Here is a 23,001-nt window from a genome sequence, read left to right on the forward strand (position 1 = left end):
CGCTCAGGCACCGAGGCCGTCAGCCGCGTCCGCGCAGCTCACGGTACTTCGCGACCAGCGCCTTGCTGGAGGCGTCCAGACCCGGCACGTCCGCGCCCTCCGTCAGCGCGGGCTCGACCCGCTTGGCCAGCACCTTGCCCAGCTCCACACCCCACTGGTCGAAGGAGTCGATGTTCCACACGGCGCCCTGGACGAACACCTTGTGCTCGTAGAGGGCGATGAGCTGTCCCAGCACGGACGGCGTCAGCTCGCGCGCGAGGATCGTGGTCGTCGGGTGGTTGCCCTTGAACGTCTTGTGGGCCACCAGCTCCTCCGGCACGCCCTCCGCCCGCACCTCGTCGGGCGCCTTGCCGAAGGCCAGCGCCTGCGTCTGCGCGAAGAAGTTGGCCATGAGCAGGTCGTGCTGCGCCTTCAGCCCGTCGCTCAGCTCCGCGACCGGCTCGGCGAACCCGATGAAGTCCGCGGGGATCAGCTTCGTCCCCTGGTGGATCAGCTGGTAGTAGGCGTGCTGCCCGTTGGTGCCCGGGGTGCCCCACACCACCGGCCCGGTCTGCCAGTCGACCTCCTGCCCGTCCCGGCCCACGTACTTGCCGTTGGACTCCATGTCCAGCTGCTGCAAGTAGGCGGTGAACTTGGAGAGGTAGTGGCTGTAGGGCAGCACCGCGTGCGACTGCGCGTCGTGGAAGTTGCCGTACCAGATGCCCAGCAGGCCCAGCAGCAGCGGCACGTTGGACTCGGCGGGCGCGGTGCAGAAGTGCTCGTCGACCAGCCGGAAACCGTCGAGCATCTCGCGGAAGCGGTCCGGGCCGATGGCGATCATCAGCGACAGGCCGATGGCGGAGTCGTAGGAGTACCGGCCGCCGACCCAGTCCCAGAACTCGAACATGTTCGCGGTGTCGATGCCGAAGTCGGCGACCTTCTCGGCGTTGGTCGACAGGGCCACGAAGTGCTGGGCGACCGCCTCCTGACCGGCCTTCAGCTGGTCGAGGAGCCAGGCGCGCGCCGAGGTCGCATTGGTGATGGTCTCGATGGTGGTGAAGGTCTTGGAGGCGATGACGAACAGCGTCTCGGCGGCGTCCAGGTCGCGGGTGGCCTCGTGCAGGTCGGCGCCGTCGACGTTCGACACGAAGCGGACCGTGAGGTCGCGGTCGGTGAAGGCGCGCAGCACGTCGTAGGCCATCGCGGGGCCGAGGTCCGAGCCGCCGATGCCGACGTTGACCACGTTCCTGATGCGCTTGCCGGTGTGGCCGGTCCAGGCGCCGGAGCGGACGCGGTCGGCGAAGTCGCTCATCTTGTCGAGGACTTCGTGCACCTTCGGCACCACGTTCTCGCCGTCGACCTCGATCACCGCGTCGCGCGGGGCGCGCAGCGCGGTGTGCAGGACGGCGCGGTCCTCCGTGGTGTTGATCTTCTCGCCGCGGAACATGGCGTCGCGCAGCCCGAACACGTCGGTGGCGGCGGCCAGTTCACGCAGCAGCCGGAGGGTCTCGTCGGTGACCAGGTGCTTGGAGTAGTCGACGTGGAGGTCTCCCACCTGGAGCGTGTATCCGGTGCCGCGGCCCGGGTCGGCGGCGAACAGCTCCCGCAGATGGGTGCCGGAGAAATCCTCGCGGTGCTTGTCCAGCGCGGTCCACTCGGGCGTCTGGTTGAGCCTGGTACGGCCGTCTGCGTTCATGTGCGACTTCAGCCTTCTTTCGTGCCTGTCCCAGCTGTTCCAACCTAGTTGATCAGCGCGGCGCGTGAGCCGTCGTGGCGTCGTCGTGCGGCGCAACAACAGGTACGTTCACCTTGAGCGCGGGTATCAGCGCGATGACGGCGAGGACGAAGAAGGCCGCCGTGAGCAGCGGCGGGGTGTTCAGGCCCCAGGCGGTGGCGACGGAGCCGCCGAGGAGGGCGCCCAGCGGGACCCCGGCGTAGGACAGGGTCCGGAAGGCGGAGCTGATCCGGCCGAGCATGTCGGCGGGGCTGCGCTCCTGCATCAGAGTCGTGGTGTTGACGTTCCACACCATGCCCATCAGCCCGAAGACGGCGATCGCCGTCACCAGCACGGGCAGGCTGCGCACGCTGCCCATGGCGACGAGGGCAGCGGTCTGCACGGCGCCGGCGATCAGCACCGCCCGCATCCGGCCGAGACGGGCGACGAACCGGCGGTTCACCACTCCCCCGGCCAGGCCGCCCAGGGTGGCTGCGGTGCCGGCCGCGGCGTATCCGACGGTGCCGGCGTGCAGCCAGCCGGTGACGAGGACGACCAGGGTGGCGAGCTGGGCGCCCATGCCGATGTTGCACAGGGCCGTCGCGGCGCACAGTCCGCGCAGGGCGCGGTCCCGGGCGAGGGTGCGCAGTCCTTGCGCGATCTCCCGGCGCAGGGTGCTGCCCGCCACCGCCGGTCCGCGCCGCGGGGCGGCGGTCCGCAGCGAGGCGACCAGGGCGGCGGCCAGCAGGAAGGTCCCCGCGTCGACGGCGAACGGCGTGGCGGTCCCGGCCGCCAGCAGCAGCGGGACGGCCGGTGCGCCGAGCAGCCCGCCCGCGATGCGCTGCCCGGTCAGCAGCCGGGCGTTCGCGCTGCCGAGGACCTCGCGGTCCACCAGCACGGGCAGCAGGGCCGTGGAGGCGTTGTCGAACAGGGTCTGGAGCGTGGTCAGGGTGAAGGCCAGCGCGATCAGCAGCCCGATGGAGGCGTGCCCGAGGGCGACGGCGACCGCGAAGGACGCCACCAGCAGCCCTCGGAGCGCGTCCACCGTCCACATCGCCCGCCGCTGGTCCACCCGGTCGGCCACCGCGCCGCCGAGCAGCCCGAAGGCGAGCCAGGGCAGATAGCCGCAGGCGGTCACCGTCGCGACCAGCATCGGCCGGTCCGTGAGCCGCACGGCGAGCAGGGGCAGCGCGGCGTTGCGCAGAGCGTCCCCGAAGCTGGAGAGCACGGCGGCACTCCACAGCCGCCCGAATCCCCCACGCCACGCGAGCGCGCGCACTTCCGCGGACTCGACCGTCGTCACAGCTCCCCCTCATGATTCGCCCGCATCGAGACGATGGACAAACCGTAGAGGGCACCACTGACAATCGGTCCGGGGACGATCGGTCCGGGGACGGACGGGCAGCCGGTGCGAGAGCGGGTGGGCAGCCAAATCAACCGGCTCAGCCGGTGCGAAACAGCTCCGGCCAGACACCCTCTCGGTGCCCGGCCGGCTTCCAACTCCTAGATCTCGCCCCGCAGTTTGGCGAGCGCCTCGGCGAGGATGGCCTCGCCGTCCGCGTCGCTGCGCCGCTCCCGGACGTACGCGAGGTGCGTCTTGTAGGGCTCGGTGCGCGGCGGGTCCGGCGGGTTGTCCCGGTCCTGTCCGGCCGGGAAGCCGCAGCGCGGGCAGTCCCAGGTGTCGGGAACCTGCGCGTCGCTGGCGAAGCTGGGCTGCGTCTCGTGCCCGTTGGAGCACCAGAAGGAGATGCGCAGACGCGGCGCGGACTCGCCGCGCTCGGCCTCGCCCATCGGCCCCGCCCCGACCCGGCTTCCTCGGATCGCGTTGCCACTTGCCACGGTCGTAACTCCCTGCGTGATGGTGCCGCGAAGCGAGTCGGCGTTTCGCTTCGTTGCGAGCGCCTCAGTTTACGTAAGGCCCAACGCACGTCCAGTGGTTGGAGTTACCGCCCCTACACCCAGACGCAAGCCCCATGATAGGCCGCGCTCAGCTGCGCGTACCGAACATGGGGCCTTACGTGCGGATCGGAGGTGCTGCGTGTGCTTTGTCGTTCAGCTGTTCGACGTCAGGAGGTCTTCATGACGAGGCCCAGTACGACAATGCACGCGAACCACAGCAGACCGATCACCACGGTGATGCGGTCGAGGTTGCGCTCGGCGACCGAGGAGCCGCCGACGGAGGACTGCATGCCGCCACCGAACATGTCGGAGAGGCCGCCGCCCTTCCCCTTGTGCATCAGCACCAGCAGCATCAGCAGCAGGCTGAAGACGATCAGGGCGATCGAGAACCCCAAAACCACGGCTGGACCAACTTCCTCGGACTCGGACGGACGACGCGGGGTCCAGCACAGTGCTGGACCCCGCAAGGGTACGACGGATCGGGCCTAGCGCATACTCACTGGTCGCGGAAGCGCACGATCTTGACGAACTCGTCGGCGTCCAGGGACGCGCCGCCCACCAGGGCGCCGTCGATGTCGGCCTGCGCCATGATCTCGGCGACGTTGCCCGCCTTGACCGAGCCGCCGTACTGGATGCGGACCTTGTCGGCCAGCTCCTGCGTGTACAGCTCGGCGACCTTGCCGCGGACGGCGGCGCAGACCTCCTGGGCGTCCTCGGCGCCGCAGACCTTGCCGGTGCCGATGGCCCACACGGGCTCGTAGGCGATCACGATCGTCTCGGCCTGCTCGGCCGGGAGGTCCTTCAGACCGCCCTCGACCTGGGCGAGGGTGTGGGCGACGTGGTTGCCCGCCTCGCGGACGTCCAGCTCCTCGCCGACGCACAGGATCGGGGTGAGACCGTGCTTGTAGGCGGCCTTGACCTTGGCGTTGACGATCTCGTCGGTCTCGGCGTGGTACTGACGGCGCTCGGAGTGGCCGACGGCCACGTACGTGCACTTCAGCTTGGCCAGCATGGCCCCGGAGATCTCGCCGGTGTAGGCGCCGGAGTCATGGGCCGAGATGTCCTGGGCCCCGTACTTGATCTTGAGCTTGTCGCCGTCGACCAGGGTCTGCACGGAGCGCAGGTCGGTGAAGGGCGGCAGGACGGCGACCTCGACGGCCTCGTAGTCCTTGTCGGCCAGGGCGAAGGCGAGCTTCTGGACGTGGGCGATGGCCTCGAGGTGGTTGAGGTTCATCTTCCAGTTGCCCGCCATCAGCGGCGTGCGCGTGCTCATGCTTGGTCAGTCCTCCAGTGCGGCGAGTCCGGGGAGCGTCTTGCCCTCGAGGTATTCGAGGGAGGCGCCGCCACCGGTCGAGATGTGGCCGAATGCGGTCTCGTCGAAGCCCAGGAGGCGCACGGCCGCGGCGGAGTCGCCGCCGCCGACGACCGTGAAGGCCGGGGAGTCGATGAGGGCCTGGGCGACCGCCTTGGTGCCCTCGGCGAAATCGGGGTGCTCGAAGACGCCCATCGGGCCGTTCCAGAAGACGGTGGCGGCGTCGGTGATCTTCGAGGCGTACAGCTTGCGGGTCTCCGGACCGACGTCCAGGCCCATCTGGTCGGCGGGCACGGTGTCCGCGGCGACGGTGGCGGGGCTCGTCGGGGCCTTGGCCTTCAGGTCCGGGAACTCGGGGCCGACCAGCACGTCGACGGGCAGGACCAGCTCGACGCCGGTCTTCTCCGCACGCTCGATGTACTCCAGAACGGCCGGGATCTGGTCCTCCTGCAGGAGGGACTTGCCGATCTCGTAGCCCTTGGCCTTGAGGAAGGTGTAGGCCATACCGCCGCCGATGAGCAGGCGGTCGGCCTTGCCCAGCAGTTCGTCGATGACGGCGAGCTTGTCGGAGACCTTGGCGCCGCCGAGCGCGACGACGTAGGGCCGCCGGACCTCGTCGGTGAGCTTCCTCAGGACGCCGACCTCGTTCGCGATGAGGTAGCCGGCGTAGTGCGGCAGGCGGGCCGGGAGGTCGTAGACGGAGGCATGCTTGCGGTGCACCGCGCCGAAGCCGTCGCCGACGTAGACGTCCGCCAGGGCCGCGAGGCGGTCGGCGAACTCGCCGCGCTCGGTGTCGTCCTTGGAGGTCTCACCCGCGTTGAAGCGGAGGTTCTCGATCACCGCCACCTGGCCGGGCTGCAGGCCGTTCACCGCGTCGTGGGCGGCGGGGCCGACGGTGTCCTGGGCGAACGCCACGGGCGCGCCGAGGAGTTCACCGAGCCGCTCGGCGGCGGGCAGCAGGGAGAAGGCGGGGTCCGGGGCGCCCTTGGGGCGGCCCAGGTGCGAGGCGACGATCACCTTGGCGCCCGCCTCGGCGAGGGCCTTGACGGTGGGCAGCACGGCCCGGATGCGGCCGTCGTCGGTGATGAGGCCGTCGGCGAGCGGCACGTTGAGGTCCGCGCGGACGAAGACCCGCTTGCCGTCCACGCCTTCGGCGAGGAGTTCGTCGATCGTCTTCATGAAGGGGCTCCTAGAGAGACTCGGAAGGCTCGGAGGTCCGAATGGGCTGCTCTGTCCGTGAGGCTGCTACCTGGACGCGGCGGGCGCGAGGGCCGGTCGGGCCCCAGCCACGCGACACAGGGCTCGGACAGCGCGGCCGTGCGCTGCCCGAGCCCTGCACTCACACCGAGGTGCTGCCTGCTGCGGCGATCAGAGCTGGTTGCCGACGAAGACCGTGAGGTCGACGAGGCGGTTGGAGTAGCCCCACTCGTTGTCGTACCAGCCGAGGATCTTCACCGTCGTGCCCTCCTGGACCATGGTCAGGGAGGAGTCGAAGGTGCAGGACGCGGGGTCGCTGACGATGTCGGAGGAGACGATCTCGTCCTCCGTGTAGGACAGGTAGCCCTGCAGCTCGCCCTCGGAGGCCTTCTTGAAGGCGGCGTTGACCTCGTCCTTGGTGACCTCGCGCGAGAGCTCCACGACGAGGTCGGTGGCCGAACCGGTCGGGACCGGGACGCGCATGGCGATGCCGTCCAGCTTGCCCTTGAGCTGCGGCAGGACCAGGGCGGTGGCCTTCGCGGCACCGGTCGTGGTCGGGATGATGTTCTCGGCGGCGGCACGGGCGCGGCGCAGGTCCTTGTGCGGGAAGTCCAGGATGCGCTGGTCGTTCGTGTACGCGTGCACCGTCGTCATCAGGCCCTTGACGATGCCGAAGTTCTCGTCGAGGACCTTCGCCATCGGCGCCACGCAGTTGGTGGTGCAGGAGGCGTTGGAGATGACGTGGTGGTTCGCCGGGTCGTACTTGTCCTGGTTGACGCCCATCACGATGGTGATGTCCTCGTCCTTGGCCGGAGCCGAGATGAGGACCTTCTTCGCGCCGCCGGCGATGTGCTTCTCGGCGTCGGCCTTCTTGGTGAAGATGCCCGTCGACTCGATGACGATGTCGACGCCCAGCTCGCCCCACGGGATGTCGGCGGGGTTGCGCTCGGACAGGACCTTGATGGCCTTGCCGTCGACGGTGATGGTGTCGGCGGTGTGCGAGACCTCGGCCTTGAGGCGGCCCAGGATGGTGTCGTACTTCAGCAGATGGGCGGTGGTCGCGGTGTCACCCAGGTCGTTGACAGCCACGATCTCGATGTCAGCACCCTGCTCCAGCAGCGCGCGGAAGTAGTTGCGACCGATACGACCGAAGCCGTTGATGCCTACGCGGATCGTCACGAACCGATCTCCTCGTTGGTACGCCGGCCATGAGGTGCCGGCGAGCTCTGTTTGGGATGTCCCCGACCACCCCCGACCCTACCTCCCTGATGCCCCCGGAGTGACATCGAGACGCCCCATACATGGGCAGGCGGTCCGTACCCGCCAGTAGGGGTACGGACCGCCCGGCCCGAATGTCCGATCACTCTTTTTGACTACGGTGACCTAGTCATCGTTGACCAGGCAGTTCACCCTTCGAGGGCCGCGAGCGCCTTCTTGACGAGGGCGACGCGGTCCGCGGCCGCGGTGAGGTGCTCCAGGCCGAAGCCCAACAGCACGGTGCGGTCGGTGGTGACGGCGCCGTAGGTCCTGAAGAGCGCCCCGGTACGCGTCCAGTCCTTCAGCACGGCCGGGCTGCCCGCGGGCGGTCCGGACACGCTCCAGGCGCCGAGCGAGGTCTCGAAGCCCTCGGGCTGGGTCGCCGTGCCGCCGAGGACCAGCGACGTGTCGTCGGCGAGGACGCCGCGGCCGCCGGTGCCGGGGTCGGTGACGTAACTGATCGAGACCTCGACGGACTTTCCGGCGTAGGCGCTCAGGTCGTAGTCGACCTGCTGCCAGCCGTTGGAGGCGCCGGTGAGGCTGTTCCAGGAGCCGCTGGTGCCGGTCGCGGTGCAGCCCGAGGCGGCCACGGTCAGGTAATGCTTGAGCCACGGGTGCTCGTTGACCAGGAAGCCCGCCTCGCACTCCGCCGGTACGGCCGTGCTGGTCGCGCCGCCCGCCTCCGGGAGGGTGGTCCAGTCGTCCGCGCCGGTGGTGTGGGCCTCGACGACGACGTGGTCGTAGCCCGGCTCGGTGTCCCAGAGCAACTGGCTGCGCAGCGTCGGCTTGGCGCTCGCCGCGACACCGGAGAGGTCGATGGTGCGGGTGAGGCGCTTGTAGGAGTCGTCGGTGTGGACGGCGGCCGCCATGTAGGAACCCGAGTACGGCCCGTACGGGTTGACGGTCCCCGCGAACTGACCCGCTCCGGCGCTCGCGAACTGCGGGTACTTGTCGACGGGCAGCGAGTCGGAGGTGACGGCGTAGGTGCCCGCCCTGTCGAGGGGGTTGCCGGGTGCCGCGCCGAGAGCCCCGCTGAAGCCGCCGAGTTCACCGGCACCGGTGAAGCCGGTCGCGCCCGGGGTCGACGTACGCGAGTAGGCGCCCAGGTAGTACTGGCTGAAGTCGTTGGACAGGGTGCCGCCGCCGAGGTCGACGCTGCCGCCGGCCGACTCCCCCGCCTCGATCAGCTTGCCGCCCTCGTTGAGGTAGGCGCGCAGCTGCAGCTGGGTGGCGTTGCCGGGGACGCTCGCGCCGGTGTAGTGCACGACGGTCCGGAAGTGCTTCAGCACGGCGAGCGCGTCGGGCGCGCCCTGGGTGGCCACGTCCCACACGACCGCCTTGCGGCCGGCCGCCTTCAGCGCGTCCACGTAGGTCTGCGCCTGTGTGGCCGTCGCGCCCTCCTCGGCGACGACGAGCGTGTCGGCCTTGGCCCGCTGGGCGACGGTGTAGGTGAAGTGCTCGCTGGAGACCTTCTTGCCGCTGCGGGACCGGCCGGTGAACCACACCTCGACCTTGTCGCCCGGGTCGCCGTCGCGGACCTTGGCGCGGTACTCGTCGAAGTGCAGGTTGTCCTCGCCGCCGTAGGTCTGGCCGCCCTTCCACGCCTTCAGCGGCCGGTCCTTGGTGCGGCCGCCATCGACGCGGTAGTGGAGCTGCTTGTCGCGGACCGCCTTGCGGACGACGACCGAGACCTCCTGGTCGGCGCCGCGTGCGTAGGAGGTGGTGAACTTCGCCGGGGTGAAGTCGGAGGCCTTCAGGCCCAGCGACGAGGACGGGGTGTCGGGGTGCCGGGCGGTCTCGGCGACCGACAGCGCGAACGGGACGTTCTTCGTGAACTCCTGCTGGATCAGCTTCTCGTCGTCCGGGAAGTTGAACACCGACTGGCAGTCGGCCGCGTTCCACCGGTCGTTCGGGTCGAGGTTCGACGCGGTCTGGCAGGTCGACATCTCCGGGGTGAACATCGACATGCCGTTGACGTTGGCCGCGTGGCCGTCCGCCTCGCCGTTGGTGGTGTACAGCTCCGAGGAGACCTGCGGGCGGTAGCCGGGGATCGCGGAGTTGTCCGGGGTGCCGGCGAGGGCCTTGTAGACCACGTCGTCCGGGGTCGGGGTGGCGACCTGCCAGCCGACACCGTAGAGCAGGAGCTCGGCGGCGGAGTGGTAGTTGATGCCGTACGAGAATCCGATCCGCTTCTCGAAGCGGTCCAGCGCCTTCGTCTCGGGCTCGGAGCCGGGGCTCGCGCCGCGGTAGGTCTCACTGGTGGGGTTCGGGGACGAACCCTCGTCGTCGTAGCCCCACTTGTAGGCGAAGTTGCGGTTGAGGTCGACGCCGTCGCCGGTGGAGATGACGCCGTCGCCGTTGACGTCCCGCAGGTTCTTGCGCCACAGGCGGGTGGCGGAGTCCTTGAAGGTGTAGTCGTAGCCGTCGGGGTTGGCCGAGATGACGAACCACAGCTCGGTGCTGTCGACGATCCGCTGGACGCGCTTGTTCTTCTTGTAGTTGTCCAGGTAGTAGTGCATCAGCCGGCGGGTCATCTCCGGCGTGATCCACTCGCGCGCGTGCTGGTTGGACATGTACAGCACGGAGGGCTTGGAGCCGTCCTTGGTCTTCTTCGCGTCCTTGGTCAGTTTGAGCGCGAGGATGTCCTGGCCGTTGACGGTCTTTCCGATGGAGACGACCTTGGTCAGGCCCGGGTTGAGCTGCCCGGTCCGGACGATCTCCTCCTTCAGGCCACCGCTGCCGCTGTACGGGCGGAACACGCCCTGGGCGGCGGTGTCCACCCGTTTCGCGGCCTTGGCCGAAAGTGTGTGCTCGGTGAGGTCGACGCCCTGCTTCCGCAGCTTCCCGGCCTGCCGGCCGGTGAGATAGACCTCGACGGCGGCCTTCCCCTTCGCGGGGACCTGCTCGCCGAGTTCCTGGCCGTCCTGCCCGGCGGCCAGCAGCAGGGGTACCTGCTGGGCGCTGACCTCCGCGCGGTAGACGTTGACCTCGTCGGGGTCGGAACCCTGTGAGGTCCCGTTCTGTGCCTGGGCGATGGGTGCGAGGCTCGCTCCGCCGAGCAGGAGCGCGCCGACAGCGAGGATCGATCTCGCTCTGGGTCTCATGTACCCCCCTAGCAGTCCTTCGTCACGGTGACGAAGTGCTGCCAGGCTCATGTCACTTCACAACCGAGTCAAGAGCGACACAAAGACAGCAAAAGGCCGCTGCCGGCGCCCAAGTGGGCGCCGGCAGCAGGAGGTTGTCGGTGGGTCAGCGGGGTCAGCCGACGAAGTTGTCCGCCAGCTCCTCGGTGATGCTGGACTCCGTGCCCGGGATGCCGAGGTCGGAGGCGCGCTTGTCGGCCATCGCCAGCAGGCGGCGGATACGGCCGGCCACGGCGTCCTTGGTCAGCGGCGGGTCGGCGAGCGCGCCCAGCTCCTCCAGGGAGGCCTGCTTGTGCTCCATGCGCAGGCGTCCGGCGGCCGCGAGGTGCTCGGGGACCTCGTCGCCGAGGATCTCCAGCGCGCGCTGGACCCGGGCTCCGGCGGCGACGGCCGCGCGGGCGGAGCGGCGCAGGTTGGCGTCGTCGAAGTTGGCGAGCCGGTTCGCCGTGGCCCGCACCTCCCGGCGCATCCGGCGCTCCTCCCAGGCCAGCACCGACTCGTGGGCGCCGAGGCGGGTGAGCAGCGCGCCGATCGCGTCGCCGTCGCGGACGACCACGCGGTCCACGCCCCGCACCTCGCGGGCCTTCGCGGCGATCGACAGCCGGCGGGCCGCGCCGACCAGGGCGAGCGCCGCCTCGGGACCGGGGCAGGTCACCTCAAGGGAGGAGGAGCGGCCGGGCTCGGTGAGCGAGCCGTGCGCCAGGAACGCTCCGCGCCAGGCGGCCTCCGCGTCGCAGGTGGCCCCCGAGACCACCTGCGGGGGCAGACCGCGGATCGGGCGGCCGCGCCCGTCCACCAGGCCGGTCTGGCGGGCCAGCTGGTCACCGCCGGCGACGACCCGGACGACGTAACGCGAGCCGCGGCGCAGTCCGCCGGGCGCCATCACGATCAGCTCCGAGGAGTGGCCGAAGATCTCCAGGATGTCTCTCTTCAGGCGTCGGGCCGCCATCGCGGTGTCCAGCTCCGCCTCGATCACGATGCGCCCGCTGACCAGGTGGAGGCCGCCGGCGAACCGCAGAACGGCGGAGACCTCCGCCTTCCTGCAGCAGGTCCGGGTGACGGGGAGCCGGGAGATCTCGTCCTTCACCGCTGCCGTCATCGCCATGGGCCGATCCTTCCATGCATCCGAAAAATACGGTCGTACGCGGCGGCCAGCAGCTCCGGGTCGTGCCGCGGAGTTCCGTCTCTGCGTGCGACCGGGGCGAGCTCGACCGCGGCCCCGAGCCGCTTGGCGGCCTCGGTGAGCACGTCACGGTCGGGCACGGCGGCCTCGTCGGCCAGCACCACGTCCAGGGCGAGTTTAGGGGCGTGTCGTCCCAAAACCTCCAAATGACGCTGCGGGGAGAAGCCCTCGGTTTCTCCGGGCTGCGGGGCGAGGTTCAGCGAGAGTACCCGGCGCGCCTTGGTCTGGGTGAGGGCGTCCAGCAGTTCCGGTACGAGCAGGTGCGGGATCACCGAGGAGAACCAGGAGCCGGGGCCGAGCACCACCCAGTCCGCGTCGAGGACCGCCTCGACGGCCTCGGGGACGGCAGGCGGGTCGTGCGGCACGAGGTGCACCGACTGCACCTCGCCGGGCGTGAGGGCGACCGTGGCCTGTCCCCGGACCGTGTCCACGTCCTCCGGCCGGTCCGGGTCGTGCCCCTTGACCAGGGCCTGCAGCTCCAGCGGTACGGCGGACATGGGCAGCACGCGCCCGTGCGCGCCCAGCAGCCTGCCGACGAGGTCGAGGGCCTGGACATGGTCGCCGAGCTGCTCCCACAGAGCGACGATCAGGAGGTTGCCGACCGCGTGGTCGTGCAGGTCGCCCTTGGAGTGGAAGCGGTGCTGGATGACCCGGGCCCAGGTCTGGCCCCAGTCGTCGTCGCCGCACAGCGCGGCCAGCGCCTTGCGCAGGTCGCCGGGCGGCAGCACGCCCAGCTCGTCGCGCAGGCGGCCGCTGGAACCGCCGTCGTCGGCCACGGTGACGACGGCGGTGAGGTCGCCGGTGATCCGGCGCAGGGCGGCGAGCGAGGCGGACAGGCCCATGCCACCGCCGAGGGCGACGACCTTGGGCTGTGCGCCGCGTCGGCGCGGCCGGGCTCCGCGGGTCTCCACCGTCCGGCCCGCGCGTGACTCGGGCACGGTCCGGCGCAGCCTGCTCAGCCGCACAGAGCGTTCCGTCATTCGCGTCCCATGTCCCGGTGCACGACCACCGTCTCCACGCCCTCGGCCGCGAGGCGGGCGGCGAGCTTCTCCGACGTGGCCACCGAGCGATGCTTGCCGCCCGTGCACCCGATGGCGATGGTCACGTACCGCTTGCCCTCGCGGCGGTAGCCGGCCGCGATGAGGCGCAGCAGCTCGGCGTAGCGGTCCAGGAACTCCTTGGCGCCGGGCTGGTTGAAGACGTACGCCGCCACCTCCTCGTTGAGGCCGGTGAAGGGGCGCAGCTCCGGGACCCAGTGCGGGTTGGGCAGGAAGCGCATGTCCGCGACCAGGTCGGCGTCGACGGGCAGGCCGTACTTGAAGCCGAAGGACATGACGGTGGCCCGCAGCTCGGGCTCCTCCTCGCCGGCGAACTGGGCGTCCATCTTGGCCCGCAGCTCGTGCACGTTCAGGCTGGAGGTGTCGATCACCAGGTCGGCGTCGCCGCGCAGCTCGCGCAGCAGCTCACGCTCGGCCGCGATGCCGTCGACGATGCGGCCGTCGCCCTGGAGGGGGTGCGGGCGGCGCACCGACTCGAAGCGGCGGACCAGTGCCTCGTCGGAGGACTCCAGGAAGACGATGCGGCGGGTGACGTGCCGGGTCTCCAGGTCGGCCAGGGACTCGCGCAGATTGTCGAAGAAGCGCCGGCCGCGAACGTCGACGACGACCGCGATCCGGGCCACGTTGCCCTGCGAGCGGGCGCCGAGTTCCACCATGGTGGGGATCAGCGCGGGCGGGAGGTTGTCGACGACGAACCAGCCGAGGTCCTCCAGGCACTTGGCGGCCGTCGACCTGCCCGCGCCGGACATGCCGGAGATGATCACCAGCTCGGGGATGGCGACTTCGGGAAGCCCACCCGTCTCGCCGGTCGTGCCCGTACTCACCTGTGCTCCGTCTCCGCCTTGGCCCGTCTGTTCGTGTTGTTCGTCGTGGTTGTTCACATTCATGTCTCCTGCCCCCGTCGTTCGTCCGGGGCTCCCGTCGTCACGGGCTCCCCACCGGAACCCATGGTGCCGGGTTCCTCCTCCATGATCTCTCCGGTCGCCGTGTTCACGGCGGGTGCGGCCGGGGCCGCCTGGGCGAGGGCCACGGCGATCGTCTCGGCCGTCTTGCGGCCTATGCCGGGCACCTCGCAGATCTGGTCGATGGTGGCGGATCGCAGTTTCTTCAACGAACCGAAGTGCTTCAGAAGTGCCTGCTTGCGGGTGTCGCCGAGGCCGGGCACGTCGTCCAGCGGGCTGGAGCGGAAGCGCTTGGCCCGCTTGGTGCGCTGGTAGGTGATCGCGAAGCGGTGCGCCTCGTCGCGGACGCGCTGCAGCAGGTAGAGGCCCTCGCTGGTGCGGGGCAGGACCACCGGGTCCTCCTCCTCGGGCAGCCAGACCTCTTCCAGCCGCTTGGCGAGGCCGCAGACGGCGACGTCGTCGATGCCGAGCTCGTCCAGGGCCCGCTTCGCCGCCGCGACCTGCGGCTGTCCGCCGTCGACGACGACGAGCTGGGGCGGGTAGGCGAACTTCTTGGGCCGGCCGTCCTCGTTCTTCAGGCCGTCCGACGGGAGGCCGTCGACCTCCAGGGCCGTCTCCAAGTCTGCCTGGAGGCCTTCTGCCGCCCCGCCCACGAGGCCGTCCCCGTGGCCGTCCTCCACCCACTCGCCGGTCCGCTCCTTCTCCGCGAGGTAGCGCCGGAAGCGGCGGGTGATCACCTCGTGCATGGAGCGCACGTCGTCCTGGCCCTCGAAGCCCTTGATCTGGAAGCGGCGGTACTCGCTCTTGCGCTGCAGACCGTCCTCGAAGACGACCATGGACGCGACGACGTCGTCGCCCTGGAGGTGCGAGATGTCGTAGCACTCGATGCGGAGGGGGGCGCTGTCGAGGTCGAGGGCCTCGGCGATCTCCTCCAGGGCGCGCGAACGCGTGGTGAGGTCGGAGGCGCGCTTGGTCTTGTGCAGGGCGAGCGACTGCTGGGCGTTGCGCTGCACGGTCTCCATCAGGGCCTTCTTGTCGCCGCGCTGCGGGATGCGCAGGGACACGCCCGAGCCGCGCCGGTCGGCCAGCCATTCCTGGACGGGCTCGACCGGGTCGGGCAGGGCGGGGACGAGGACCTCCTTGGGGACGGAGTCGCCCTTCTCCTCGCCGTAGAGCTGCTGCAGCGCGTGCTCGACGAGGGCGCCGGTGGTGATCTCCTCGACCTTGTCGGTGACCCAGCCGCGCTGGCCGCGCACGCGTCCGCCGCGCACGTGGAAGATCTGGACGGCCGCCTCCAGCTCGTCCTCGGCGACCGCGATCAGGTCGGCGTCGGTCGCGTCGGCGAGCACGACCGCGTTCTTCTCCATGGCCTTCCTGAGGGCCCCGATGTCGTCGCGCAGGCGGGCGGCCCGCTCGTACTCCATCTCCTCGGCCGCCTCCGTCATCCGCTGCTCCAGGCGGCGGAGGTAGGTGCCGGTGCGGCCGGCCATGAAGTCGCAGAACTCCTCGGCGAGTTCGCGGTGCTCCTCGGGATCGACGCGGCCCACGCAGGGGGCCGAGCACTTGCCGATGTAGCCGAGCAGGCAGGGGCGGCCGGTGCGGGTGGCGTTCTTGAAGACGCCGGCCGAGCAGGTGCGTACGGGGAAGACGCGCAGGAGGAGGTCGACGGTGTCGCGGATCGCCCACGCGTGCCCGTACGGGCCGAAGTACCTCACTCCCTTCCTCTTGTGACCGCGCATCACCTGCACGCGCGGGAACTCCTCGTTCATCGTCACCGCGAGGTACGGGTAGCTCTTGTCGTCGCGGTACTTGACGTTGAACCGGGGGTCGAACTCCTTGATCCAGGAGTACTCCAGCTGCAGCGCCTCGACCTCGGTGGACACCACGGTCCACTCCACGGACGCGGCGGTGGTGACCATCGTCCGGGTACGGGGGTGCAGGTTCGCCAGGTCCTGGAAATAGTTCGCCAGGCGCTGGCGCAGGCTTTTCGCCTTTCCGACGTAGATCACCCGGCGGTGCTCGTCACGGAACCTGTACACCCCGGGAGAGTCGGGGATCTGTCCCGGCTTGGGGCGGTAGCTGGAGGGGTCGGCCATGTCTCACACCCTACTGGCGAGGGGTGACAGTACGGCGAGGCTGTGGACAACGCCCACCGAGCCTACGCGCCCGCGGGGGGACCGGCATCCTCGGCGGGTGGGCGCCTGCGCAGCGCCGCGACGCCGACGACGGCTCCGGCGCGCCCCCGCGTCGATGATCATGGCCACCGAGCGGGTCTCGGCCAGGTGTGCGCGCCCGTCGGGCGTCAGGTGTTGTCGGGACTTGGTCAACACGCTTCAATGCGGGGGAACTCGGGGCCGTGAACGACGGCGTACGGATGTGAAGACGCCCCGACGCCGACGGGGTGGCCCCGGCCTTCGCACGAAACCGGCCCGACCAGCCGTAGCGAGCATTCACAGAAAGGCCCCCTGCATGCCGCACGCCACACAGCCCGCGGACGTCGGCGCCGTCGTCGGCGCGGAACTGGAATCGGCCCTGCGGGGCGGGCCCTTCCATGTCGCGTTGCGCGCCGCCATCGCCGCCCGGGGGCTGCCGCTGCAGCGGGTGCAGCACCATCTGTCGCGCCACGGGGTGAAGGTCGGCGTCACCAGCCTGAGTTACTGGCAGCAGGGCGCCCGGCGCCCGCAGCGCCCGGAGTCGCTGCGGGCCGTGCGGGCCCTGGAGGAGATACTCCAGCTGCCGGAGGAGTCCTTGATAAGGCTGCTCGCCGAGAGTGACGAACGGACCTGTGCCGAACGGCCCGCCGCCCGCTCGTACCGCTCCCTGATCGCCGCCTCGGACGTCCTGGACCGGATGCTGACCGAGCTGCACCTGCCGCCGGACGGCGGGCTGCACACCCTCGGCCACCACGAGCGGGTGCGCATCGGCCCGCGCCGCGAGCTGGCGGAGCGCGAATCGCAGCACATCGTGCGCGCCCACAAGGACGGCGTCGACCGCTTCGTCGCCGTCCACCACGGCGACCCGGGATGCGCGCCGGAGCGCATGCGGGTGCACGCCCTGGAGAACTGCCGCACCGGACGCGTGCGCGCGCACCACGACAGCGGGGTCCTCGTGGCCGAGCTGCTCTTCGACACCCGGCTGCGGGCCGGGGACACCTTCCTCTTCCGCTACGGCGTGGAGGACGGCACGGCCGGCGTCTGCCGCGAGTACGTGCGCGGATTCGGGCCGGCCGGCGGACAGTACGCGCTCCAGGTCCGCTTCGACGAACGCGCGCTGCCGGTGCGCTGCCATCGCTTCGCCCAGCACTCCGCGGCCGCTCCGCGAGGCGGCAGGCAGGAACTCGCCCTCAGCGGCCACCACCACTCGGTCCACCTCGTCGAACCCCGGGTGCGGACGGGAATCGTGGGCATCGGCTGGGACTGGGAGTGAGCCCACCGCGCCTGCGCTGACGCGGCGGGTGCGCGCGCCGTGGCAGGGTCTAGGTGAGCGGGCCCGCGACGATCTTGCCGTTGGCGGTGTGCGCCGACAGCTCCTGCAAGGGCTCGGTTGCCGGGGAGCGCAGCACCTCGCCGGTCCTGGCGTCGAACTCGCTGCCGTGGCACGGGCAGACCAGCGTCGTTCCCTGCAGCTTGTCGATCGGGCACCCCGCGTGCGTGCAGATCGTGCTGTACGCCTTCAGCGAGCCGTCCTCGGCCCGGCTGACCACGACGTTGTGATCCCGGTAGAGCGCGGCGCCGCCCTTGGCGACGTCCGATCCCGGACCGAGTTCGACGGGCGCCGTCGGAGTGGCGGGCGTGCCGTCCGACCCCGACCCGGTCGAGCAGGCGGCGAGGCCGAGACCCGCCACGGGCGTGAGGGCCGCGCCCCGCAGGACGGTACGACGGCTCGGGGAATGACGGGCGGGCATACGGGTCTCCGCTGGTGAGAGGGCGGTGCACGGCGACGATACTCCCGCCCGTCCGCCTGCCCCCGCGGTGGGGTGCCCGACGGTTAAACGCTTGCGTAAGCGTTTACGCCGGCCGGTGAATGAGATACGTTCCGGCCTGAAGCGCGTGGTTCGGGAAGGAGGACGCAGTGGCGACCATGGCCGATGTCGCACGGAGCGCCGGGGTGTCCGTGGCGACCGTCTCGCACGTCCTCAACGGCACCCGACCCGTCCTGCCGCACACCCGGCAGTCCGTCCTGGACGCGATCGACCGGCTGGGCTACACGCCGAACACCCTTGCCCGTTCCCTGGTGACCTCCCGGACCCGGTCGATCGGGCTCGCGGTCTCGGCCATCAGCAACCCGTACTTCACGGAGATCCTTCAGGGTGTGGAGGCGGCCGCCCTGGACGCGGGCCACGGCCTGCTCATCGCCGACCCGCACGACGATCCCGCGCACGAGCGCACGGTCGTCCAGCTGCTGCATGAACGGCGCGTGGACGGCATGATCGTCGCTCCCTCCGCCGAGCCGCGCGAACTCCTCACCTACCTCGCGCGCCATGACGTGCCGACCGTGTTCCTCGACCGGCTGGTGGACGGGGACGCGCAGGGGTCCCGGGCGCCGCGCGAGGGTGGCCTGCGCTTCGACCAGGTGTGTGCCGAGAGCGCCGAACCGACCGCGCGGCTCGTCGCCCACCTCGCCGGACTCGGCCACCGCCGTATCGCCCTGATCGCCGGGCTGCCCGGGCTCAGCACCACCCGTGAACGCATCGCCGGCTACCGGGAGGGGCTCGCCGCCGCCGGTCTCCCCCACGACGACGACCTCCTGGCACACGGTGACTCCGAGTCGGCCGGGGCCGCACGGGCCACGGCGGCCCTGCTGTCCCTCGCCGCCCCGCCCACGGCACTCGTGACGGCCAACAACGCGATGACCCTCGGCGCCCTGCGCACCCTGCGCGACCGCGGCCTGTCCGTCCCCGACGACATGGCCCTGTGCTGTTTCGACGACTTCCCCTGGGCCGACCTCTTCTCGCCCCGGCTCACCGCGATCGCCCAGCCCGGCAGGGAGATCGGCACCCAGGCGGTACGGCTTCTCCTGGAACGCCTCGCCGCACCGGACCGCCCCGCCCGCACCGTGCGGCTGCCCTGCGCCTTCGTGCACCGGACGTCGTGCGGGTGCCCGGACCCCGGCCCGCCGGAGTCCGGGCGATCCGATGCACCCGAGCGGTCCGCCGAGTCCGGCAGGTCCACCCAGTACCCGCAGTCCGCGCAGTTCGAGGAAGGAACCGTCTCGTGATCGTCGTCGCCGGTGAGGCCCTGATCGATCTGGTACCGCAGGGCACGGGTGCCCTCGCGGGGCTGAAGCCGGCGCTCGGCGGCGGCCCGTACAACACGGCCGTGGCCCTCGGCCGCCTCGGCTCCCCCACGGCGTTCTGTTCCCGCGTCTCGCGGGACGCCTTCGGCGAGGCCCTGCTCGACGGGCTCCGGGACGCCGGCGTGGACGTGTCCGCCGTACAGCGCGGCCCCGAGCCGACCACTCTCGCGGTCGCGACGATCGACGGGAACGGCTCGGCCGCCTACTCCTTCTACGTCGAGGGCACCGCCGACCGGCTGTTCACCGCGCCCCCGGCGCTGCCCACAGGGACGCGGGCCGTGTCCTTCGGGACGTGTTCGCTCGTCCTGGAGCCCGGTGCGAGCGCCTACGAGGAGCTGATGCGCGCGGCGGCCGAGCAGGGTGTGTTCACCGCGCTGGACCCCAACGTCCGGGCGGGACTCATCCCGGACGCGGACGCCTATCGCGCCCGCTTCAAGAGCTGGCTGCCGTCGGTGTCGCTGCTGAAGCTCTCCGAGGAGGACGCACTGTGGCTGGGCGGCACTCCGCGTGAGTGGCTGGCCGCGGGGCCTTCGGCAGTCGTGGTCACCCACGGCGGTGACGGGCTGAGCGTCTTCACCGCGGACGGCGCGGTGCATTCCGTGCCGGGCGAGAAGGTCGAGGTCGTGGACACGATCGGTGCCGGCGACACCGTGAACGCGGCGCTGCTGCACGGTCTGGCCGCCCAGGACGCCCTGTCCGCCGAGGCGCTGCGGGGGCTGGGTGCCGACGGGTGGACGAGGCTGCTGCGCTTCGCGGCGCGGGCGGCCGCGGTCACCTGTTCCCGGGCGGGCGCGGAGCCGCCGTACGCCTCCGAACTCGGGGACGTGTTCGAGGGCTCGTGACGCACGGCGCCCCGCGGGAACTCCCGCGGGGCGCCGTGTCTTCTCCGTCGTGCCGTGGCCTCAGGCCTTGCGTGCCCGCGTGGTCTTCTTCGCGGGCGTGGCCTTCTTCGCGGCCGTCTTGTCGGCGGTCTTGGCCGTCGCGCTCCTGGTCGTCGCGGCCTTGGTTGTCGCCGTCCTCTTCGCCGTCGACTTGGCCGCGACCGTCTTCTTCGCCGCCGTCCGGCGCGGGGCCTTCACAGGGGCCGCGTCGCTGACCCGGTCGGCGCCCAGGATCTCGCGGAGGAACTTGCCGGTGTGGCTGGCCGGGACTCCGGCGACCTCCTCGGGCGTGCCCTCGGCGACGACGAGTCCGCCGCCGGCGCCGCCCTCGGGACCCATGTCGACGACCCAGTCGGCGGTCTTGATGACGTCGAGGTTGTGCTCGATGACGATGACCGTGTTGCCCTTGTCGACCAGGCCGGACAACACCTTGAGCAGCTTGCTGATGTCCTCGAAGTGCAGACCCGTGGTCGGCTCGTCGAGGACGTAGACGGTGCGTCCCGTGGAGCGCTTCTGCAGCTCGCTGGCGAGCTTCACGCGCTGCGCCTCACCACCGGAGAGGGTGGTGGCGGACTGGCCGAGGCGGACGTAGCCGAGACCGACGTCGTTCAGCGTCGTGAGGTGGCGGTTGATCGCCGGGACGGCCTCGAAGAAGTTCATGGCCTCTTCGATGGGCATGTTCAGGACCTCGGCGATGGACTTGCCCTTGTAGTGGACCTCCAGGGTCTCCCGGTTGTACCGGGCGCCGTGGCAGACCTCGCACGGGACGTAGACGTCCGGGAGGAAGTTCATCTCGATCTTGATCGTGCCGTCGCCCGCGCAGTTCTCGCAACGGCCGCCCTTGACGTTGAAGGAGAAGCGGCCCGGCAGGTAGCCGCGGACCTTCGCCTCGGTGGTCTCGGCGAACAGCCTGCGGACGTGGTCGAAGACGCCGGTGTACGTCGCCGGGTTGGACCGCGGGGTGCGGCCGATGGGCGACTGGTCGACGTGCACGACCTTGTCGACCTGGTCGTCGCCGTCCACGCGCGTGTGCCTGCCCGGGACGTTGCGCGCGCCGTTCAGCTCGCGGGCCAGGTGCGTGTACAGGATGTCGTTGACCAGCGTCGACTTGCCGGAGCCGGACACACCGGTGACGGCCGTGAAGACGCCCAGCGGGAACGAGACGTCGATGTCCTGCAGGTTGTTCTCGCGGGCCCCGTGCACCGTGAGCCGGCGGGAGGGGTCCTGCGGGCGCCGGATGTCGGGCAGCGGGATCGCCTTCCTGCCGGACAGGTACTGGCCGGTCTGCGACTCGGCGTTGGCGAGCAGCTCCTTCAGGGAGCCGCTGTGCACGACCTTGCCGCCGTGCTCGCCCGCGCCGGGGCCGATGTCGACGACCCAGTCGGCGACCTTGATGGTGTCCTCGTCGTGCTCGACGACGATGAGCGTGTTGCCCATGTCGCGCAGACGGACCAGGGTCTCGATCAACCGGTGGTTGTCACGCTGGTGCAGGCCGATGGACGGCTCGTCGAGGACGTACAGGACGCCCACGAGGCCGGAGCCGATCTGGGTGGCCAGGCGGATGCGCTGGGCCTCGCCGCCGGAGAGCGTGCCGGCCGCGCGGTTGAGGGAGAGGTAGTCCAGGCCGACGTCGACCAGGAAGCGCAGCCGCTCGTTGACCTCCTTCAGCACGCGCTCGGCGATCTTCTTGTCGCGGGCGGTCAGCTTCAGCTCGCCCAGGAAGTCCGCGCAGTCGCTGATGGACATCGCCGAGACCTCGGCGATCGACTTCCCCATGATCGTGACCGCGAGGACGATCGGCTTCAGGCGGGTGCCCTCACAGGTGGGGCAGGGCACCTCGCGCATGTAGCCCTCGAAGCGCTCCCGGCTGGAGTCGCTCTCGGCCTCGCTGTGCCGGCGCTTGACGAAGGGGACGGCGCCCTCGAAGGGCGTCGTGTACACGCGCTCGCGGCCGTACCGGTTGCGGTAGCGGACCTCGATCTGGGTCTTGTGGCCGTAGAGGAGGGCCTTCTTGGCGCGCTGCGGCAGGCCGGCGAAGGGGATGTCCGTCCGGAAGCCCAGGGCGTCCGCCAGGGCTCCGATCAGGCGGCCGAAGTAGTCCTTGGTGTGCCCGTGCGACCAGGGGTGGATGGCGCCCTCGTCGAGGGACTTGTCCTCGTCCGGGACGATCAGCTCCGGGTCGACCTCCATGCGCGTGCCGATGCCGGTGCACTCGGGGCAGGCGCCGAAGGGCGAGTTGAAGGAGAAGGAGCGGGGCTCGAGCTCCTCGAAGGACAGGTCGTCGTACGGGCAGTACAGGTGCTCCGAGTACATGCGCTCGCGCTCGGGGTCGTCCTCGGGGAGGTCGACGAAGTCGAGGACGACCATGCCGCCGGACAGGCCGAGGGCGGTCTCCACGGAGTCGGTGAGGCGGCGCTTCGCGGAGTCCTTCACCGTGAGGCGGTCGATGACCACCTCGATGGTGTGCTTCTCCTGCTTCTTCAGCGTCGGCGGGTCGGAGAGCTGGACGGTCTCGCCATCCACCCGCGCCCGGCTGTAGCCCTTGGTCTGCAGGTCGGCGAAGAGGTCGACGAACTCCCCCTTGCGCTCGCGCACGAGCGGCGACAGCACCTGGAAGCGGCTCCCCTCCGGCAGCTCCAGGACCTTGTCCACGATGGCCTGCGGCGACTGGCGGGAGATCGGGCGGCCGCACTGGGGACAGTGCGGCTTGCCGATGCGCGCGAAGAGCAGCCGGAGGTAGTCGTAGACCTCGGTGATGGTGCCGACCGTCGAGCGCGGGTTGCGCGAGGTCGACTTCTGGTCGATGGAGACGGCGGGCGACAGACCTTCGATGAAGTCCACGTCCGGCTTGTCCATCTGGCCGAGGAACTGGCGGGCGTACGAGGAGAGCGACTCCACGTAGCGCCGCTGCCCCTCGGCGAAGATGGTGTCGAAGGCCAGCGAGGACTTGCCCGACCCCGACAGGCCCGTGAAGACGATGAGCGAGTCGCGCGGCAGGTCGAGCGAGACATTCTTCAGATTGTGCTCGCGCGCGCCACGGACGATGAGACGGTCGGCCACGCCGGTCCGCACCTTTCTTAGAGAAGTGACAGGGGCGAGGCCCCCGTGTCTTCTCACACTAGGGGGAGCCACTGACAACGCCGGTCGGATTCCGGGTTGCATAACAATCCCCGGCCATCCA

The 23,001-nt window shown here is 70.6% G+C and carries 17 protein-coding genes; 3 read left to right on the top strand and 14 right to left on the bottom strand.

Annotated features, from left to right (window positions below; all coding sequences use genetic code 11):
- Positions 1–19: 19 nt before the first annotated feature.
- From pgi to uvrC, 12 genes are all read right to left on the bottom strand, one after another.
- The gene (gene pgi, locus LN251_RS03825; protein WP_458243079.1) at positions 20–1,675 is read right to left on the bottom strand and encodes a glucose-6-phosphate isomerase; all 1,656 of its coding nucleotides are present in this window, start codon (positions 1,673–1,675) and stop codon (positions 20–22) included.
- Between the two features lie 52 nt (positions 1,676–1,727).
- Positions 1,728–2,996 (bottom strand): MFS transporter, encoded by a 1,269-nt coding sequence (locus LN251_RS03830; protein ID WP_458243080.1) that lies wholly within the window; start codon positions 2,994–2,996, stop codon positions 1,728–1,730.
- Between the two features lie 200 nt (positions 2,997–3,196).
- Positions 3,197–3,532 (bottom strand): RNA polymerase-binding protein RbpA, encoded by a 336-nt coding sequence (locus LN251_RS03835; RefSeq protein WP_003957010.1) that lies wholly within the window; start codon positions 3,530–3,532, stop codon positions 3,197–3,199.
- Between the two features lie 227 nt (positions 3,533–3,759).
- Positions 3,760–3,993: a preprotein translocase subunit SecG gene (gene secG / locus LN251_RS03840; RefSeq protein WP_107416178.1), complete on the bottom strand. Its 234-nt coding sequence runs from the start codon at positions 3,991–3,993 to the stop codon at positions 3,760–3,762.
- Positions 3,994–4,088: 95 nt separating this feature from the next.
- Positions 4,089–4,865, bottom strand: coding sequence for a triose-phosphate isomerase (gene tpiA, locus LN251_RS03845; RefSeq protein WP_249834626.1), 777 nt, complete (start codon positions 4,863–4,865; stop codon positions 4,089–4,091).
- Between the two features lie 6 nt (positions 4,866–4,871).
- The gene (locus LN251_RS03850; RefSeq protein WP_458243081.1) at positions 4,872–6,083 is read right to left on the bottom strand and encodes a phosphoglycerate kinase; all 1,212 of its coding nucleotides are present in this window, start codon (positions 6,081–6,083) and stop codon (positions 4,872–4,874) included.
- Between the two features lie 189 nt (positions 6,084–6,272).
- Positions 6,273–7,280: a type I glyceraldehyde-3-phosphate dehydrogenase gene (gap, locus tag LN251_RS03855; protein WP_458243082.1), complete on the bottom strand. Its 1,008-nt coding sequence runs from the start codon at positions 7,278–7,280 to the stop codon at positions 6,273–6,275.
- Positions 7,281–7,507: 227 nt separating this feature from the next.
- Complete coding sequence (locus tag LN251_RS03860; protein WP_458243083.1) at positions 7,508–10,462, bottom strand: M14 family zinc carboxypeptidase; 2,955 nt, start codon at positions 10,460–10,462, stop codon at positions 7,508–7,510.
- 154 nt (positions 10,463–10,616) lie between these two features.
- Positions 10,617–11,606, bottom strand: a complete 990-nt coding sequence (gene whiA, locus LN251_RS03865) for a DNA-binding protein WhiA (protein WP_458243084.1) — start codon at positions 11,604–11,606, stop codon at positions 10,617–10,619.
- On the bottom strand, positions 11,597–12,664 hold the full coding sequence (locus LN251_RS03870) for a gluconeogenesis factor YvcK family protein (RefSeq protein WP_458243085.1): 1,068 nt from the start codon (positions 12,662–12,664) through the stop codon (positions 11,597–11,599). The genes whiA and LN251_RS03870 overlap by 10 nt, the downstream gene beginning before the upstream one ends.
- Entirely contained in the window at positions 12,661–13,629 is a 969-nt protein-coding gene (gene rapZ / locus LN251_RS03875) for an RNase adapter RapZ (protein ID WP_458243086.1), read from the bottom strand. The genes LN251_RS03870 and rapZ overlap by 4 nt, the downstream gene beginning before the upstream one ends.
- On the bottom strand, positions 13,626–15,740 hold the full coding sequence (gene uvrC / locus LN251_RS03880; protein ID WP_458243087.1) for an excinuclease ABC subunit UvrC: 2,115 nt from the start codon (positions 15,738–15,740) through the stop codon (positions 13,626–13,628). The genes rapZ and uvrC overlap by 4 nt, the downstream gene beginning before the upstream one ends.
- Before the next feature lie 373 nt (positions 15,741–16,113).
- Between uvrC and LN251_RS03885 the strand changes: the two genes are divergently transcribed.
- The gene (locus LN251_RS03885; RefSeq protein WP_458243088.1) at positions 16,114–17,070 is read left to right on the top strand and encodes a hypothetical protein; all 957 of its coding nucleotides are present in this window, start codon (positions 16,114–16,116) and stop codon (positions 17,068–17,070) included.
- A 49-nt stretch (positions 17,071–17,119) separates the two neighbouring features.
- Here the strand turns inward: LN251_RS03885 and LN251_RS03890 are convergent, their stop codons facing one another.
- The gene (locus LN251_RS03890) at positions 17,120–17,548 is read right to left on the bottom strand and encodes a Rieske 2Fe-2S domain-containing protein (RefSeq protein ID WP_458243089.1); all 429 of its coding nucleotides are present in this window, start codon (positions 17,546–17,548) and stop codon (positions 17,120–17,122) included.
- Between the two features lie 167 nt (positions 17,549–17,715).
- On the opposite strand from LN251_RS03890, the gene LN251_RS03895 reads away from it, so the two are divergent.
- Together LN251_RS03895 and LN251_RS03900 are read left to right on the top strand one after the other, a co-directional pair.
- Positions 17,716–18,861, top strand: coding sequence for a LacI family DNA-binding transcriptional regulator (locus tag LN251_RS03895; RefSeq protein ID WP_458243090.1), 1,146 nt, complete (start codon positions 17,716–17,718; stop codon positions 18,859–18,861).
- The gene (locus tag LN251_RS03900) at positions 18,858–19,781 is read left to right on the top strand and encodes a carbohydrate kinase family protein (protein ID WP_458243091.1); all 924 of its coding nucleotides are present in this window, start codon (positions 18,858–18,860) and stop codon (positions 19,779–19,781) included. Before LN251_RS03895 ends, LN251_RS03900 begins: the two co-directional genes overlap by 4 nt.
- 60 nt (positions 19,782–19,841) lie before the next feature.
- On the opposite strand, the gene uvrA is transcribed toward LN251_RS03900, so the two are convergent.
- Positions 19,842–22,880 carry an excinuclease ABC subunit UvrA gene (gene uvrA / locus LN251_RS03905; protein WP_458243092.1) on the bottom strand — a complete coding sequence of 1,013 codons (3,039 nt, stop codon included), beginning with the start codon at positions 22,878–22,880 and terminating at the stop codon, positions 19,842–19,844.
- Positions 22,881–23,001 lie beyond the last annotated feature (121 nt).

Source organism: Streptomyces sp. MAI_2237 (assembly GCF_054189285.1).